This is a genomic window from Amycolatopsis sp. WAC 01416 (assembly GCF_003947485.1).
Lineage (GTDB): Bacteria > Actinomycetota > Actinomycetes > Mycobacteriales > Pseudonocardiaceae > Amycolatopsis.
On record NZ_QHHX01000001.1, the window covers coordinates 760,941 to 776,490 of the forward strand.

Sequence of the window (15,550 nt, forward strand, 5' to 3'; positions counted from 1 at the left end):
CCGGGAAACCAACCTGGAGTGACCATGACGAACATCAAGGACAGGAAGCGGTTCAAGCTCATCCCGGAGATGGGCGGCGCGCTGGCGCGGAACTACGCGCGGCAGCGCGGCACCGAACCGCAGATCGAACTCTGGCGGAAGCAGGCCCGCGAACTCACCGCCGACCTGGCGGAAGGCGCGAAGATCCTCGAGGTCGCCTTCGGCCCCGGCTACTTCGCCGTCGAGCTGGCGCGGCTCGGGTTCTCCGTCACCGGACTGGACGTCGCGCCGACCTTTGTCGAGATCGCGAGCGCGTACGCACGGGCTGAAGACGTCGAGGTCTCCTTTTACGAGGGCGACGTCGCGGCGATGCCGTTCGACGACGAGTCGTTCGACTTCGTCGTCTGCCAGGCCGCGTTCAAGAACTTCGTGTGGCCGGTGAAGTCGCTCGACGAGATGTATCGCGTGCTGCGTCCGGGTGGCACGGCCGTGGTGCAGGACATGAACCGGGACGCGACCGACGGCGACATCGTGCGTGAAGTCGAGAGCATGAAGCTCGGCAAACTGGCCGCTCTGACGACCCGGCAGACGCTCGGCCAACTGCGGCGGCGCGCGTACACGCCTGTCGACTTCAGTGGGCTGGTCGCGGAAACCGCGTTCCGGACGTGCGCGGTCACCGTCGCCGGGATCGGCCTGGACGTCCGTCTCACCCGCCCCTGACCTGACATGAAGGACTCCTTCATCGCAAAATTTGCGATGAAGGAGTCCTTCATTGCACGCGGGGGAGGCTCAGCGAGGCGCCATGCGCAGCGAGCCGTCCATCCGGATGACCTCGCCGTTCAGGTAGTCGTGGTCGATCAGCGACAGCGCGAGCTGCGCGTACTCGTCCGGCCGCGCGAGCCGCTTCGGGAACGGGACGCCTTCGGCCAGCGAAGCGCGGAACTCCTCGCTCACCGTCGCCAGCATCGGGGTGTCGACGATGCCCGGCGCGATGGTCAGCACCCGGATCCCGTGCGACGCGAGGTCGCGCGCGGCGGGCAGGGTCATCCCGACGATGCCGCTCTTGGACGACGAGTACGCGACCTGTCCGATCTGGCCGTCGAAGGCGGCGACCGACGCGGTGTTGATGATGACGCCACGCGCGTTGTCGGCCAGCGGCTCGGTCTTGGCGATGGCCTCGGCGGCCAGCGTCAGCACGTTGAAGGAGCCGATCAGGTTGATCTGGACGACCTTCGCGTACAGGGCGAGGTCGTGCGGGCCCTTCTTCGAAAGGATCCGCGCGGACGGTCCGATCCCGGCGCAGTTCACCACGGTCCGCAGCGGCACCCCGGATTCGGCCGCGGTCGCGACCGCGGCCCGCACCTGCTCCGGGTCGGTGACGTCGGCCTCGACGTAGGTGACGTTCTCGATCTGCTCGGCGTTCGCGATGGCACCGGCGAGGTCCAGCGCGAAGACCCGCGCGCCCTTCGCGGCGAGCGCCTTCACGGTCGCGCAGGCGAGCCCGGACGCGCCACCCGTGACGAGCGCCGCGGTATCGGTGATCTGCATGTTCTCCCTTTCGTCGACAACCGTTCATAGGTTAACGCTCGTTCGCATCGGGCCCAGGTGGGATGGCTCACTCGGGTGCGCAGCATGTCGTGAGGAGTATTCGGACCTGAAGCGTTCCGTTCGCTTCCAGGTCAACTCCGGCTGTCACCTTCAGCAGCATGAGCGCTGCTCGGATCGTGGTGGTGGGGACCGGTTACGTCGGATTGACCACGGGAGCCTGCTTGGCGGGCCTGGGGCATCGAGTCACTTGCGTCGATGTCGACCAGGCGAAGGTCGCAAGGCTCTCTGCCGGACGGGTGGACATCCTGGAGCCGGGATTGTCCGAGCTGGTGTCGAGGGGGCTGACCAGCGGAAGACTCGAGTTCGTGGTCGGCGCGCGCGACGCCGTCCGGGACGCGGAGGCCGTTTTCCTTTGTGTGCCAACGCCGATGGGCGCGGGCGGCTCGGCGGACCTGCGGGCGGTCGAGGCCGTGACCACCGAGATCGGCGACGTCATCCCTTCGGGTTGTGCGCTGATCACCAAATCGACCGTCCCGGTGGGAACGTCGAAGCGCATCCAGGCGATGCTCGGCCGAACGGACGTGCCGGTCGTGTCGAATCCGGAGTTCTTGCGTGAGGGCACGGCGGTGGAGGACTTCCTCGGTCCCGACCGGATCGTCGTCGGCTCGGATGACGTCGCGGCCGCCCGCTGGGTCGGCGATCTCTACGCCGACCTCGCCGCTCCCGTCGTCGTCGCCGACGCGGCCAGCGCGGAACTGGTGAAGTACGCGGCGAACTGCTTCCTCGCGATGAAACTGTCCTATGTGAACTCGATCGCCGAACTGTGCGAACGTCTCGGCGCGGACATCGACCTGGTCACCGAAGGCATGGGTTACGACCGGCGCATCGGCCGCTCGTTCCTCAAGCCCGGCCCCGGCTGGGGCGGCTCGTGCCTGCCGAAGGACACCAGCGCGCTGGTCCGCGTCGCCGAGTCGGTGCAGTACGACTTCACGCTGCTCACCTCGGCGATCGAGGAGAACATCGCGCAGCGGGACCGGATCGTCGCGAAGATCGCCGGCGCCGTCGGCGGCACGCTGGCCGGTTCGCGGATCGGCATCCTCGGGCTGGCGTTCAAGGCCGGGACGAACGACCTGCGAGACTCGCCCGCCCTCGCGGTCGCTTCCGTGCTGGGCGCGCTCGGCGCGGAACTGACCGCCTACGACCCCGCCGTCGGCGGCCACATCGACGGCATGACCGTGGTCGACGACCCGTACCAGGTCGCGAAGGCGGCCGACGCCGTCGTCGTGCTGACGGAATGGGACGAGTTCAAGCGGCTCGACTGGACGTACATGGCCGAGCAGATGGACGGCGACGCGGTCGTCGACACGCGCAACCTCCTGGACCCGCAACGGATCCTGGACGCCGGGCTGTCGTGGCAGGGCGTCGGGCGGCCGCGGGCGGCGCTGCGGCGGAAGGTCGCCGTCTCCTGACCCACTCGCCTCCCGCGGGTGCGATGAAAGGTCCTTTTCTTGCAAATTTTGCAAGGAAAGGACCTTTCATGACACCAGGGAGACGAGCTTCAACAGCCCATCCACGACCTCTTCAGCCGTCGGGCCGTTCTCCGGGTCGAGCATGTGCTGCAGCATCACGCCCGAGTTCAGGGCCGTGGCCACCGCGCCGATCCGCCGCTCGTCCGCCTCGGTGAGGGTGTCCTCGTCGATCCCGAGGATGCCCGCCGCCATTCCCCGGCGGCCCTCGCGTTGCGCGGCGGCGAGTTGTTTTCGCAGCTCAGGGTGGTGCTCCGACTGCACGAACGCCTCGATCGAGGCGATCCACAGCTGCCGGTTGCGCCCGTAGGAGTCGATCATCGCGCGCCAGGACGCCGCGTACTGCTCCGAGGGTGACGCGTCGGGGTCGACGGCGCTCATCATCTCGACCTGGATTTCTTTGCCCCAGTCGTCCATCGCCTGGGAGAACGCCGTCAGCAGCAGGGCTTCGCGCGATCCGAAGTGGTAGCCGATCGCCGCGTGGCTGACCCCGGCGGCCGTCGCGATATCCCGCACTGTCGTGCGTGACCAGCCTTTTTCCTTCAAACACTGGATGGCGCCCGCCATCAGGTCTTCGCGATTACCCATGCCCGAGATCCTAGACCACACGGTTTATCCATCTGGTTTAACCAAGTGGCTTGACCAAGCGTGCAAATCTGCCGTACGGTCGGTCCCATCACCAAGAACCCCCAGGGAGCAGCCATGACGACCACCGTTCTGATCTCCGGCGCCGGCATCGCGGGCCCGGCTCTCGCCTTCTGGCTCCACAAGCGCGGTTTCGCGCCGACCGTCGTCGAGCGCGCCCCGGCCCTGCGCGAAGGCGGCAGCGCGGTCGATTTCCGCGGCGAGCAGATGACCCTGCTCGAACGCATGGGAATCCTCGAAGACATCCGCGCGAAGGAGACCGCGATGGGCGCGCAGGTCATCATCGACACGCGAGGCAAGAAGGTCGCCCAGATGCCGTCGGTGTTCTTCAGCGGCGAAGTCGAGATCGAGCGCGGAGACCTGACGCGCATCCTCTACGACCACACGAAAGCCGACGTCGAGTACATCTTCGGCGACTGGATCACCGGCTTGGACGAGCTGTCGGACGGTGTCGATGTCACCTTCGCCCACGGTGAAGCGCGCAGATTCGACCTGGTCGTCGGCGCGGACGGCCTGCACTCCGGAGCGCGGCGGCTGGCCTTCGGCGAGGAAGAGCGGTTCCGCACCGACCTCGGCTTCCACACCGCGGGCTTCACCGCGCCCAACCACCTCGACCTCGACCATCTCGGCCAGATCTGCAGCGTCCCCGGCCGGACGGTGATGGTCGCCAGCGGGCGCGACCGCTCGGCGCTCAACGTCAGTTTCGTCTTCGCGTCCGGGCCGCTGGAGGTCGACCGCCGCGATGTCGAAGCGCAGAAGAAGGCCCTCGTCGAGCGCTACGCCGACTTCGGCTGGGAAGCTCCGGCACTGCTGGAAGGCCTCGGAGACGCCGACACGCTGTACTTCGATTCGCTCAGCCAGATCCACCTCGACAAGTGGTCACGGGGCCGGGTCGTGCTGCTCGGCGACGCCGCCTGGTGCGCGGGTCCGGGCGGTTCGGGCACCGGACTCGCGATGATGGGCGCATACGTCCTGGCGGGCGAGCTCGCCGCCGCTCACGGTGACCACGAAGTCGCTTTCGCGCGTTACGAAGAGAAAATGCGTGGCCCCATCAAGGTTTCGCAGAAGCAGGCGGCCGGGATCGGCACGTTCCTCGCGCCGAAGACCCGGTTCATGGTCGGCTACCGGAACTTCCTGTACCGGGTGCTGGGGTCGAAGCCGATGACGGGGGTGTTCACGTGGCTGACTTCCCGCGCGGCCAACGCGGCGACGCTGGAAAACTATGACGCTCCGGTCGCCGCGCGGGGATAGCTTCGGCGGGTGAGGGATGAGAAGGCGTTCCGGAAGGCTTGCTACGAGGCGGCTCGGCGAACGCATGGCCGGGTCACCGACTTCCAGTACTCGGATTTCGACGAGTGCGTCATCGTCTACCGCGACCGGACCGTCGCGATCATGTGCAACCGCGACGGGGTGCTGGCCATCACCGAACCGCGGTCCATCGATTTCTCCGAAGGATGGGTCGACGGTAATCCACTGACCTACCTCGACGAGCCCGAGCTGGTCGGCGTGCTGGCCGAGCAGCCGGGATTCCGGGTGCTGACGCGAGCCGAACTGCTCGGCCCGCCCGACGCCGAAGCCTGGGGAATCTCCGCGTACGACATGAAGTGCTGGAGGCCCGCGACCCTCGGCGACGCCCTCTTCAACTTCTGGGACTGAAAAAGTAGTTAGCAAAGCGTAGTATCAGCGGTGTGTTCACGACCAGGCCGGAACTGGCCGGCACCCACGGCATGGTGGCATCGACGCACTGGCTGGCTTCGGCCACCGGCATGGCGGTGCTCGAAAACGGCGGCAACGCCTTCGACGCGGCGGTAGCGGCCGGGTTCGTCCTGCAGGTCGCCGAGCCGCATCTGTGCGGCCCGGCGGGGCAGGTTCCCGGCATCTTCGTCACCGCCGACGATCGAACGCCGCGCGTCCTCGCAGGTCAGGGGGTCTCGCCCGCGGCGGCCACGCCCGAGTACTTCGCGGATCTCGGGCTCGACTTGATCCCCGGCAGCGGTCTGCTCCCCGCGACCGTGCCGGGGGCGTGGGACGGCTGGCTCCTGCTCCTGCGGGATCACGGCACGAAGTCGTTGCGCGAGGTCCTCGGTTACGCGATTTCCTACGCGCGCAACGGGATTCCTCTGGTCAGCCGGGTCGGTGACACGATCCGCGCGGTACAGGACCTCTTCACCGAGCACTGGCCGACGTCGGCGGCGCTCTGGCTGCCGGACGGCAAACCCGCCGAGGGGCTGCATCGCAATCCGGCGCTCGCGGACACGTGGGAGCGGCTGGTCACCGAGGCCGAGTCGGTCAGCGGACGCGAGGCGCAGATCGACGCCGGACGCCGTGCGTGGTCGCAGGGCTTCGTCGCCGAGGCCATCGATTCGTTCAGCCGCAAGGCGTTCCGCGATGACTCCGGTCGCGATCACGCCGGTCTGCTCACCGGTGACGACATCGCGGGCTGGGAAGCGACGTACGAGGACGCGTTGCAGGTCGACTTCGGCGACTGGGGCCTGGTGAAGATGGGCGCCTGGACGCAAGGCCCGGCGTTGCTGCAGCAGGCGCGGCTGCTGGACGGCCTTCGCGGCGAATTGTCCTATGTGGACGGAATTCCGACCGAACGCACCGTGCACTTGGCAGTCGAGGCGACAAAGCTGGCGTTCGCCGACCGCGAGGCTTGGTACGGGGATTCCCCCGACGTGCCGATCGAGTTGCTGATCTCCCGTGAATACGCGGAAACCCGCCGGGCGTTGATCACCGAAGAAGCGTCCGCCGAACTCCGGCCCGGTGGTCCCTCGCCGAGGCTGCCCGCGATTCTCGAGAAGCTGCGCGGACTGGAATCCGGCTCCGGCGCGACGGGGGAGCCGACCGTCGGGCCGCTGGGTGAGACCCGGGGCGACACCGTGCACATCGACGTCGTCGACGCGGCAGGGAACATGATCTCGGTGACGCCGTCGGGTGGCTGGCTGCAATCGAGCCCGACGATCCCGGACCTCGGTTTCTGCCTCGACTCTCGCGGGCAGATGTTCTGGCTGGAGCAAGGCCTGCCGAACTCGCTGGCGCCGCGGAAGCGGCCGCGAATCACGCTTTCGCCGTCGATGGGCCTGCGCGATGGCGAGCCGGTGCTGGCGTTCGGGACTCCCGGTGGTGACCAGCAGGACCAGTGGCAGCTGTGTTTCTGGCTGGCGCACACGCTCGGCGGGCTGAACCTGCAGGAGTCGATCGACTCGCCCGCGTGGCATACGACCGCGTTCCCGAGTTCGTTCTACCCGCGCTCGTGGACGCCGCGGGAACTCGTGGTCGAGTCACGGCTCGGCCAGTCCACAGTGGACGCGCTGGCCGCACGCGGACACGCCGTCGTCGATGCCGGACCTTGGGCGCTCGGACGGCTTTCGGCCGTTTCGCGTTCCGGCGGTCTCTTGCGTGCCGCCGCGAACGCGCGCGGAATGCAGGGCTACGCCGCGGGCCGCTGACGCTCCCCATGCCGTGAAGGCCTCCTTCCCTACCCTCAAAGTAGGGAAGGAGGCCCTCACTACGTGGACCCAGGCCCTAAGTTGTCCACAATGCCTCCCAGCTGTGGACAACTCGGCTCACGTCCGTTTCCCCGCCCCCATCGGCGATAGACTGGCTTCGGGGTCGCCCCCCTGGGACGGGCGGGGGGTTGGGGTAGTGACTCAAGAGCGCGGCTGTTCCCAGAGCCAGAATTCGATGCCCTGGTCGTCCACGCAGTCGGCGCTCAGGCCGTAGGGCTGCTGTTCGGTTTCGCCGACCTGGCCGCCTTGGGCTCGGACACGGTCGAGCGCGGCGGCGAGGTCGTCGACGGCGTACATGACCTTCCAGCCAACTTGGCGCCCCGGGCCACCCCAAAGTCCGCCTTGCAGGCCGGAACCTTCGACGCCCCAACCGCCTTCGACGCGCCCGGGCGAGAACTGCCAGCCGAGAACGGCGCCGTAGAACGCCTTCGCGCGTTCGTCGTCCGGGACCTGGAAGGTGAAGTAGCCGGCTTCGCCGTGCCGGATCGGCCGCGCTCCCGAGGTCCCGGAAGGAGCGGCTTGCGACACCAGCCACCGTTGGCCGTACGGGTCCTTGATCGTCCCGCTCAGGCCATGGCCTTCGTCAGCGACGGGCCGCTCCAGCACGCCGCCCAGTTCCGCAGCGCGCCGCGCGGACGCGTGGGCATCCGGGACTTCGATCCGGATCAGTGTGCCGCCCTCGGGCGCCACCACATTGCCCAGTTCGGGGAATTCATCCGCGAACATCAGCACGCTGTTCCCGATGGCCAGTTCCGCGTGCCCGACCCGGCCGTCCTCCATCACGATCGGATCGGACCGCCGCCGCGCCCCGAACACCTCGACATAGAAGTCGAGCGCGGCACGCGCGTCGGTAACCACGAGATAGGGCGTCAAGGAACGTACTTCGGCTGTATCTGTCTGAGTCATATCGGCTCCGTTCAGGACGGCGCGACGCAGGTTGTCGCGCAGTTCGGCGGCGAAGAGCGGGTCAGGATCGAGAGGCCGCGAAGGTGCGCGAAGCGCGTCGAACGGATCAGTCATCGCGACCCTCCTTCTCCTGATAAGCACGCCGGAACGCGGCACGGGCCCGCACGAGCAACGCCTCCGTGGCATGCACCGTGCGCTCCAGATGGTCGGCGACCTCCGGTACCGGGAGGCCGTCGACGTAGCGAAGCGTCAACGCGGCCTGGTGATGTGCCCCGAGCGACGCGAGCACATCGCGCGCCAAAAGCGCGTCCAGCCGCTCGTCCCACGGATCGCTGTACTCCTCCTCGTGGACGAGTCGCAGCCCGCGTTCCTCGCGTTCCTTGCGCCGCCAGTGATCGGCGAGCTTGTGCCGGGCGACGCCGATCAGCCACCCAGTGCTCACTGCAGGCGCGTATTCCTTGCGACAGGACCTCACCGCGCCGAGGAACGTCTCGGACGTCAGCTCCTCGGCGAGGGTGCGATCACCGCACCGGGACAGCAGGTACCCGTAGACCTCCGGCAACGCCGTCTCGTACAGCGACAGCAGCGCGAAGGCCGGGTCCCGGTGCACCCGTGGTTCCGTCACATCCCCATCGTCGCTCGGGGAGCCCGAACTCCGACGGGTGAAATCGAACTTTCTCAGTTCCGCGGATCCGGCAGCCGCCGCGCCACCGTGATCACGCCGACCGTCAGCACCGACTGAATCCCGATGACCAGCACGAACGCGCCCTTCATCCCGAGCGGGCCCGCGCCGGCGGAAGCGAACAAAGTCCCCAGCGTCGCCACCCCCAGCGCCATCGCGGCCTGCTGCGACGTCGTCAGCATCCCGCTGCCGACCCCGGCGATCTCCGGCGGCACCTTCGACAACACGATCCGGAACACCGTCGTCATCGCGAGCCCCTGACCGAGACCGCACAGCAGCATCCCCGGCACGAAATCGAGCACCCCCAGCTCCGGCCATCCCAGCAACACGGTGCCGATCAGCGTCAGCAGCCCGAGCAACTGCACCGAAAGCCCGACGGTCACCACCCGCTGCCCGAACCGCGTCACCAGCCGACTGCTGACCAGGCACATCGCGAAGAAGGCGAGCGAAAGCGGCGCCGTCACCAGACCGGAATCCAGCGGGCCGAGGTGCAGGCCGTCCTGCAGCGTCACCGCGAACACGAACATGAACGCGCTGAACCCGATGAAGAACGGCACCCCGACCAGCAACCCCTGCCGCACACTCGGCATCCGCATCACCGAGGGCGGCAGCAGCGGGACACCGCGTGCGCGCTCCATCCGCCGTTCGACGTGGACGAACGCGGCCGCGGCGAACGGGAACACGACGAGCAGCACGACCGTCCACAGTGGCCAGCCCAGCACGGGCCCTTCCGTCAGCGGGAGCAGCAAGGACACCAGGGCGATCGCCAGGAAGATCGTGCCTGGACGGTCGATGCCGAGCGGATTCCGCGAGCGGCTCTCCGGGATCAGCCGCCGCGCGACCACCAGGCCTGCGATCCCGACGGGCACGTTGACCAGGAAGATCGGCCGCCATCCCGTGCCCCACAGATCGGCGGCCACCAGCGCCCCGCCGAGGAACTGGCCGAGCACCATCGAAAGGCCCGCTGTCGCGCCGTAGAGACCGAGCGCCTTGGACCGGCGCTCGCCGGTCGTCGTCGCCTGGATGATCGACAGCACCTGCGGCAGCATCAGCGCGGCCGCCGCCCCCTGCGCGGCCCGCGCCAGCACCAGCGTCAACGCCGTCGGCGCGATCCCGCAGAGCAGGGAAGTGACGGTGAACGCGGCCAGCCCGATCAGGAACAGCTTGCGGCGGCCGAAGGCGTCGCCGAGCCTGCCGCCGACGACGAGCAGGACGGCGTAGGCGATCCCGTAGGCCGCGACCACCAGTTCCAAGGTGGCCGACGAGGTGCGGAGATCCGACCCGATGGCGGGCAGGGCGATGTTCACGATGAAGAAGTCGATGAGGGGAAGTGCCGCCCCCAGCAGCACGGTGACCAGGCCCGCCGAAGTCAGGGCCGGTCCGGCGGCGACGCGGGCAGGCGTCGCCGGAACTTGCGTCGAAGTCATGAGTACCACGATCAGCCGATCGGGAACCTGGTACCAGGAGTGTGTTTATCCTGGTACCACCACTACCTGGTAACCGGCTTCGAGCTTTGCGAACCTGATGAGGTGACCATGACCGTCGATTCGCGAGTGGCCGAGGTGCGGCGGCACGAACTGGCCGCGTTCCTGCGCAGCCGCCGCGAGCGCATCACCCCGGACCAGGTCGGCCTGCCGATCAGCGGCAGGCGCCGCACACCGGGGCTGCGCCGCGAAGAGGTCGCGCAGCTGGCCGGCGTCGGGGTCACCTGGTACACGTGGCTCGAACAAGGACGCGACATCAACGCGTCCGACCAGGTGCTGGACGCGATCTCCCGCACGCTGCGGCTCGACCCGCACGAGCACAAGCACCTGTTCACCCTCGCCGGCGCGCCGGAGCCGCCGCTGGAAAAGGACTGCAAGCTCCTCAGCCAGAACGTTTACCGGATGATGGACAAACTGGAGCCGTTCCCGGTCTGCGTGCGCAACGCGCGGTGCGACATCCTCGCCTACAACCGGGCCTACGACTGGTTGATGGGCGGCATCGACGCGATCCCGTTCGGGGAGCGCAACACCCTGATCCAATGCCTGACCAACCCCGAGTGGCGCCGCAGGCTCCCGGACTGGGAGCTCAACCTGCCCCGCGTGATCGCCGGTTTCCGCGCGGCGATGGCCGGGCACCTCGCCGAGCCGGCGTGGAAGAACCTGGTCAAGCGGCTGCGGCAGGAATCGGAGCTCTTCGAGCGGATGTGGAAGGAACACGACGTCTCCAGCGAGCGGATCGTCCTCAAGCGGTACCTGCACCCGGACGTCGGCCTGCTGCGATTCGAGTTCTCGTACCTCTACCTCGGGCGGCGTTCCGAGATCTCGCTGGCGACGCTCACCCCGGCCGACGAGGAAACCGCGGCGAAACTGCCCAGCTCCTTCTGAAGGGGGAGGCGGACCAGGCTCGCGAGGGAGTCTTTCCGCGGCGGGAACGCCGACGCTGAGAGCATGACCGCAGCAGTCTCCGCCCCCAAGATCTCCAGTTCCCGCTTGATCGTCTGCTACGCCGCGATCCTGGGCACCCTGCCGTACCTGACCCTCAAGGCCTCCTGGGTCACCGGCGGCAGCCTCGGCCTCCGCGATCCGTCCTTTGTGGACTCCCAGCTCATGCTCTTCGCGAATCTGCTCACCGGCGGGTTGGACGTCGTCGCGGTGATCCTCGCGCTGGCGTTCACCTACTCCTGGGGCCGCCGGATCCCCGCGCCGCTCGTGCTCTTCCCGATCTGGATCGGCACCGGCCTGCTCGCCCCGATCGTGCTGAACCTCCCGGTGATCGTCGCCGACCTGATGAAACCGCAACTGGCCGAACTGCCACTGGAGAACTGGGTCTGGGCCGTGGTCTACGGCGGATTCGCCTGGCAGGGCATCATGCTGCTGACCGCGTTCGTGCTCTACGCCCGCGACCGCTGGTGGTTCGTCGTCACCGGCACCGTGCGGCCGGGGACGATCGGCGTGGCCGGCCTGCTCGGCATCACCGCCGCACTCGTCTCCGCGATCGGCCACTCGATCTGGGCGTTCGGCTCCGGCGGCATGTCGGCCCGCGGCCAGGACGTGGTGATCGCGGTGCTCAGCGTCGTCGCCGCGATCGCGCTGGCGACCGTGGCACGAGGACGGTTCTGGCCACGGCTGGTGCTGGTGTGGACCGGCGCCGGGGCGATGGCGGGCTCGGGAGCGTGGGGGCTGTTCGGCGCGTTCACCATGGGATCCGGCGGCCAGGTGCCGGTGCTGGCCGTCCAGGCGATCGGCGGCGTGCTGCTGATGACGTCGGTCCTGCGGCGGCTACCGCACGCGGCGTAGCCGAGAAGCCGCTTTTCAACGGACGCAGCTCGCCCCCACCACGGGTAGCTTTCGTCCTGTGCTGCTGAAAGAACGGTTTCCGTGGAGCCCCTGGGTGGGCCGCGTGCTGCGCGTGGTGCTGCCGCTGGGGTTCGTCCTCGGTGCCACGAGCGGCGCTTCCCGCTGGCAGCCGGACGCGCCGCCGCTGACCCAGTCCGGCGTGTTGTGGCTGGTCGCCACCGCGGTGCCGCTGCTGATCGTGCACCGCTTCCCGATGACGGTCTTCCTGCTCACCTCCGCGCTGACGCTCGGCTACTACGCGTCGGACAACCCCGGCGGGCCGGTGATCGTGCTGCCGACGATCGCGTTGTTCGTGCTCACGAAGATCCGCGGGCCGATCGTCGCCGGGATCACCGGCGGATCGCTGCTGCTGGCCACCGGGATCGCGTTGTTCGTCCGGCACGGGTTCGACGGCTTCGATCTGCGAGCCGGGCTGGGCCTGGTCTGGGTGGTCGCGGTCGTCGGGGTCGGGACGGCGGTGCGCAACGGGATGGCCGCCGCGCGGGCCCGCCGCGAGCAGGCCGACGAGCACCGGCACCGGATGGCCGAGCAGGAGCGGCTCACCATCGCCCGCGAGGTGCACGACGTCGTCGCGCACAGCCTCGCGATGATCAACGTGCAGGCCGGGGTCGCCGCGCACGTCGCCGACAGGCGTCCCGAGCAGGCGAAAGAAGCGTTGCTGAACATCAAGGAGGCGAGCGCTTCGGCGCTGAAGGACCTCCGCGCGACGCTGGCCGTGCTGCGTTCGGGTGAAGACAAGGCGCCCGCGCCGAGCCTTTCCCAGGCCGAAGAGCTTTTCGAGCACGCGCGAGCCGCCGGGCTGGAGGTCCGCGTCGACGGCGAGCCGGGTGAGCTGCCCGCGCCCGTCGACGGCGCCGCGTACCGGATCCTCCAGGAATCGCTGACCAACGTGGTCCGCCACGCGAAGCAGGCGAGCGGGGTCGACGTCAGGTTCGAGCGGAAAACCGGTGCGCTGACGTTGCTCGTCCGCGACGATGGTCGTGACGCCGTCGAACCCGCGCCCGGCCACGGGCTGCGCGGGATGTCCGAACGGGCGGCCGCGCTGGGCGGCGCGCTCACGACGTCCGTGGTGGACGGCGGATTCGAGGTTCGCGTGGATTTGCCCATCAAGGGGGAACAATGACGATCCGGGTGGTCCTCGCCGACGACCAGGTGCTGGTGCGCGCCGGTTTCCGGGTGTTGCTGGAGACCGAAGACGGTTTCGAGGTCTGTGCCGAGGCAGGCGATGGTGAGCAGGCCGTCGCGGCCGCCGTCGAACACCGGCCGGACATCGTCGTGATGGACGTCCGGATGCCCGGCGTCGACGGGCTGGAAGCGACGCGGCGGATCACCGCGAACCCGGAGCTGGCCGGGGTGAAGGTCCTGGTTCTCACCACCTTCGACGTCGACGAGTACGTCTACGAGGCGTTGCGTGCCGGCGCGAGCGGGTTCCTGCTGAAGGACACCGACCCGGTGGAGTTGCTGCGGGCGCTGAAGGTGGTCGCCGCGGGCGAGGCGGTGCTCGCGCCGACCGTGACCCGGCGGCTGATCGCGGAGTTCGTCGACCGGCCGGAGAACCGCCGCATCGACGTGAGCGCCGTCCGCGAGGTCACCGACCGCGAACGCGAGGTGCTCGGCCTGGTCGCCGGTGGCATGTCGAACGACGAGATCGCCGCGCATCTGGTGATTTCGACGGCCACCGCGCGGACGCACGTCAGCCGCATCATGACCAAGATCGGCGCCCGCGACCGAGCGCAGCTGGTGGTGCTGGCCTACGAATCCGGTCTGGTCAGTCCTCGCCGGGGGTGAGTGAGATTCCCCCAAAAAGCTGAGATTGCCGAAGTTCGTCGCAGATCACGGGTCGTGATCGAGCGCGCTGGATCGCTGACCCTCCGTTAAATCGCCCTCGATCCAGCCCTGCTGTGGGCAGTGCCGGCCGGGTCGTGCATCTGCACGTGCATCGTCACGGTCGATAGACCTTCGCTTCGACCAGGGGAAATGCCGGGCTCGGCGAAGTGGCAGCCGATTTCCGGTCGAGGCGTCCAACCGATATGCCCGTACGGCCAATCCGGATTTTCCGGTGTTTTCACCGGTGATCCGCGAAAACTGGCGGCCTTTTCGGGCACGGTCCGTGACTTTCTTCTTCGGTGGACGTCGAAGCAATTGTTACTTTCCGTCGTGAAATGGCCGAATAGGGGCACCCTGTATGAGTGTCGCGAGCATCGGGTTGCTTCCTCGCAATGCCGCTGAGCAGTACTCTTCGGAAGAACGGCCGCAGGGCGCGTCACCTACAGGACGTGATTCTCACCCGGCCGGGCAGGGGCTTGATCGCTTTCACTTCTCACTGGGAGTCACTATTGACGACAAATACTCCTGATCCCCTTCTGGTGATCACCGCGGGCGTCGTCGTTCTCGCCTACATCGTTTTCGCCGCGATCCTCACCCGGCTCTTGCTCGCCGGAAAGGTCGCTCAACCGGCGAAGGTCATCGGGTCGGTCGCGGCTCTCGTGGCCGGGCTTCCGGCGATCCTCTACGCGTTCGCGGCGGTGATCGGCTGATGGGCGCGGACTTCCTGGCGGCGGCCACCGAACGCCAACGGCAGCGGCTGCTCGAACTCGGCAGACATGTCGACCACCCGGCAGGCGCCACCCTGCTCAACCAGGGGGAGCCGTCGCCACCGGTGCTGATCGTGCGCTCCGGTTTCGTGAAAGCGCTGCGGACGGCTCAGGGCGACACGGTGCCGATGATCGTGGACCTGCTCAGCGCGGGCGACGTCCTCGGCGTCGAAGCCTGCCTGGCGTGCCGCCCGAGTCACCTTTCGTTCGTGGCCACGAAACCGGTACGCGTGCTGGAGATCCCACAGGACGCCTTCCACGGCTTTCTCGGCGAAGACAAGCAGGCCATGGCGTGGATCGCCGCCGACTCGGCCCTCCGGCTGCGGCGGCGGGACATCGCGCTGGGTTTCGCGACGGCCAAGGTGCGGAGCAGGTTGACCGCGTTCCTGGCCCGGTTGCAGGCGCTTTACGGAATTCCCCACGCGGAGGGGATCGTCATCGACGTGGGACTGAATCACGCGGACATCGCGTCCGCGATCGGCGCTTCCCCCGCGTCGGTGAACGCCGAAATAACGAAACTGAAGAAAGAGGGCTATCTGACCACGGGATACAAGACGATCCACGTGAAAAAGCGCCTGCGAGAGGACGGCCCGCCGCTCTTTCCGCTCCCCGCCCGGCCGCGGCGAATTCCGCAGATGCGGCTGGGCAGGCGGGTGGCGATGGGGTGACCGGACGAGGTCAGCCGCGCTTCAGCTGAAGCGCGAGCCGTATGACGAACACGACCGCCAGCGCGGCGACCAGGGCGATTTCCCAGGCCATGGCGGCTCCTCCTCGTCCGGCACCGAACGCTCCGATGCTCTGCCCATAAGGCGCATCA

The 15,550-nt window shown here is 68.2% G+C and carries 16 protein-coding genes; 11 read left to right on the forward strand and 5 right to left on the reverse strand.

From position 1 onward, the window contains the following. Positions 1 to 24 precede the first annotated feature (24 nt). Complete coding sequence (locus DL990_RS03725) at positions 25 to 699, forward strand: class I SAM-dependent methyltransferase (protein ID WP_125797861.1); 675 nt, start codon at positions 25 to 27, stop codon at positions 697 to 699. A 69-nt stretch (positions 700 to 768) separates the two neighbouring features. Here the strand turns inward: DL990_RS03725 and DL990_RS03730 are convergent, their stop codons facing one another. Then, complete coding sequence (locus DL990_RS03730) at positions 769 to 1,527, reverse strand: SDR family NAD(P)-dependent oxidoreductase (RefSeq protein ID WP_125797862.1); 759 nt, start codon at positions 1,525 to 1,527, stop codon at positions 769 to 771. Between the two features lie 158 nt (positions 1,528 to 1,685). Here DL990_RS03730 and DL990_RS03735 point away from each other — a divergent pair, with 158 nt between their 5' ends. Beyond that, a complete protein-coding gene (locus DL990_RS03735; RefSeq protein WP_125781721.1) occupies positions 1,686 to 2,996 on the forward strand; it encodes a UDP-glucose/GDP-mannose dehydrogenase family protein in 1,311 nt (436 codons plus the stop codon). A gap of 66 nt (positions 2,997 to 3,062) precedes the next feature. On the opposite strand, the gene DL990_RS03740 is transcribed toward DL990_RS03735, so the two are convergent. Continuing rightward, positions 3,063 to 3,641: a TetR/AcrR family transcriptional regulator gene (locus tag DL990_RS03740; protein ID WP_125781723.1), complete on the reverse strand. Its 579-nt coding sequence runs from the start codon at positions 3,639 to 3,641 to the stop codon at positions 3,063 to 3,065. 114 nt (positions 3,642 to 3,755) lie between these two features. Between DL990_RS03740 and DL990_RS03745 the strand changes: the two genes are divergently transcribed. From DL990_RS03745 to DL990_RS03755, 3 genes are read left to right on the forward strand one after another with little or no spacing between them, the layout of a single operon-like run. Then, the gene (locus DL990_RS03745) at positions 3,756 to 4,949 is read left to right on the forward strand and encodes an FAD-dependent monooxygenase (RefSeq protein ID WP_125797863.1); all 1,194 of its coding nucleotides are present in this window, start codon (positions 3,756 to 3,758) and stop codon (positions 4,947 to 4,949) included. Between the two features lie 9 nt (positions 4,950 to 4,958). Further along, complete coding sequence (locus tag DL990_RS03750) at positions 4,959 to 5,354, forward strand: hypothetical protein (RefSeq protein ID WP_125797864.1); 396 nt, start codon at positions 4,959 to 4,961, stop codon at positions 5,352 to 5,354. A 32-nt stretch (positions 5,355 to 5,386) separates the two neighbouring features. Continuing rightward, on the forward strand, positions 5,387 to 7,150 hold the full coding sequence (locus tag DL990_RS03755; protein WP_125797865.1) for a gamma-glutamyltransferase family protein: 1,764 nt from the start codon (positions 5,387 to 5,389) through the stop codon (positions 7,148 to 7,150). A gap of 201 nt (positions 7,151 to 7,351) precedes the next feature. Here the strand turns inward: DL990_RS03755 and DL990_RS03760 are convergent, their stop codons facing one another. Genes DL990_RS03760 through DL990_RS03770 form a run of 3 tightly spaced genes read right to left on the reverse strand, consistent with a single transcriptional unit; the run spans position 7,352 to position 10,225 of the window. Next, entirely contained in the window at positions 7,352 to 8,230 is an 879-nt protein-coding gene (locus tag DL990_RS03760) for a VOC family protein (protein ID WP_125781731.1), read from the reverse strand. Next, complete coding sequence (locus DL990_RS03765; RefSeq protein WP_125797866.1) at positions 8,223 to 8,741, reverse strand: RNA polymerase sigma factor; 519 nt, start codon at positions 8,739 to 8,741, stop codon at positions 8,223 to 8,225. Before DL990_RS03765 ends, DL990_RS03760 begins: the two co-directional genes overlap by 8 nt. Before the next feature lie 53 nt (positions 8,742 to 8,794). Then, the gene (locus DL990_RS03770; RefSeq protein WP_125797867.1) at positions 8,795 to 10,225 is read right to left on the reverse strand and encodes an MFS transporter; all 1,431 of its coding nucleotides are present in this window, start codon (positions 10,223 to 10,225) and stop codon (positions 8,795 to 8,797) included. Positions 10,226 to 10,333: 108 nt separating this feature from the next. On the opposite strand from DL990_RS03770, the gene DL990_RS03775 reads away from it, so the two are divergent. From DL990_RS03775 to DL990_RS03795, 6 genes are all read left to right on the forward strand, one after another. Continuing rightward, positions 10,334 to 11,167, forward strand: a complete 834-nt coding sequence (locus DL990_RS03775; RefSeq protein ID WP_125797868.1) for a helix-turn-helix transcriptional regulator — start codon at positions 10,334 to 10,336, stop codon at positions 11,165 to 11,167. A 63-nt stretch (positions 11,168 to 11,230) separates the two neighbouring features. Then, positions 11,231 to 12,079 (forward strand): hypothetical protein, encoded by an 849-nt coding sequence (locus DL990_RS03780; protein WP_125797869.1) that lies wholly within the window; start codon positions 11,231 to 11,233, stop codon positions 12,077 to 12,079. A gap of 58 nt (positions 12,080 to 12,137) precedes the next feature. Beyond that, positions 12,138 to 13,262, forward strand: a complete 1,125-nt coding sequence (locus DL990_RS03785; protein ID WP_125781741.1) for a sensor histidine kinase — start codon at positions 12,138 to 12,140, stop codon at positions 13,260 to 13,262. After that, positions 13,259 to 13,927: a response regulator transcription factor gene (locus DL990_RS03790; protein ID WP_125797870.1), complete on the forward strand. Its 669-nt coding sequence runs from the start codon at positions 13,259 to 13,261 to the stop codon at positions 13,925 to 13,927. Before DL990_RS03785 ends, DL990_RS03790 begins: the two co-directional genes overlap by 4 nt. A gap of 578 nt (positions 13,928 to 14,505) precedes the next feature. Beyond that, on the forward strand, positions 14,506 to 14,676 hold the full coding sequence (locus DL990_RS41195) for a hypothetical protein (RefSeq protein WP_158632582.1): 171 nt from the start codon (positions 14,506 to 14,508) through the stop codon (positions 14,674 to 14,676). Then, positions 14,676 to 15,401 (forward strand): Crp/Fnr family transcriptional regulator, encoded by a 726-nt coding sequence (locus DL990_RS03795; RefSeq protein ID WP_125781745.1) that lies wholly within the window; start codon positions 14,676 to 14,678, stop codon positions 15,399 to 15,401. The genes DL990_RS41195 and DL990_RS03795 overlap by 1 nt, the downstream gene beginning before the upstream one ends. The last annotated feature ends 149 nt before the right edge of the window (positions 15,402 to 15,550 follow it).

Bases quoted from the DNA above. Each gene is read 5' to 3' on its own strand.
- DL990_RS03725 (WP_125797861.1), top strand. From the start codon at position 25: ATGACGAACATCAAGGACAGGAAGCGGTTCAAGCTCATCCCGGAGATG.
- DL990_RS03730 (WP_125797862.1), bottom strand. From the start codon at position 1,527: ATGCAGATCACCGATACCGCGGCGCTCGTCACGGGTGGCGCGTCCGGG.
- DL990_RS03735 (WP_125781721.1), top strand. From the start codon at position 1,686: ATGAGCGCTGCTCGGATCGTGGTGGTGGGGACCGGTTACGTCGGATTG.
- DL990_RS03740 (WP_125781723.1), bottom strand. From the start codon at position 3,641: ATGGGTAATCGCGAAGACCTGATGGCGGGCGCCATCCAGTGTTTGAAG.
- DL990_RS03745 (WP_125797863.1), top strand. From the start codon at position 3,756: ATGACGACCACCGTTCTGATCTCCGGCGCCGGCATCGCGGGCCCGGCT.
- DL990_RS03760 (WP_125781731.1), bottom strand. From the start codon at position 8,230: ATGACTGATCCGTTCGACGCGCTTCGCGCACCTTCGCGGCCTCTCGAT.
- DL990_RS03770 (WP_125797867.1), bottom strand. From the start codon at position 10,225: ATGACTTCGACGCAAGTTCCGGCGACGCCTGCCCGCGTCGCCGCCGGA.
- DL990_RS03775 (WP_125797868.1), top strand. From the start codon at position 10,334: ATGACCGTCGATTCGCGAGTGGCCGAGGTGCGGCGGCACGAACTGGCC.
- DL990_RS03780 (WP_125797869.1), top strand. From the start codon at position 11,231: ATGACCGCAGCAGTCTCCGCCCCCAAGATCTCCAGTTCCCGCTTGATC.
- DL990_RS03790 (WP_125797870.1), top strand. From the start codon at position 13,259: ATGACGATCCGGGTGGTCCTCGCCGACGACCAGGTGCTGGTGCGCGCC.
- DL990_RS03795 (WP_125781745.1), top strand. From the start codon at position 14,676: ATGGGCGCGGACTTCCTGGCGGCGGCCACCGAACGCCAACGGCAGCGG.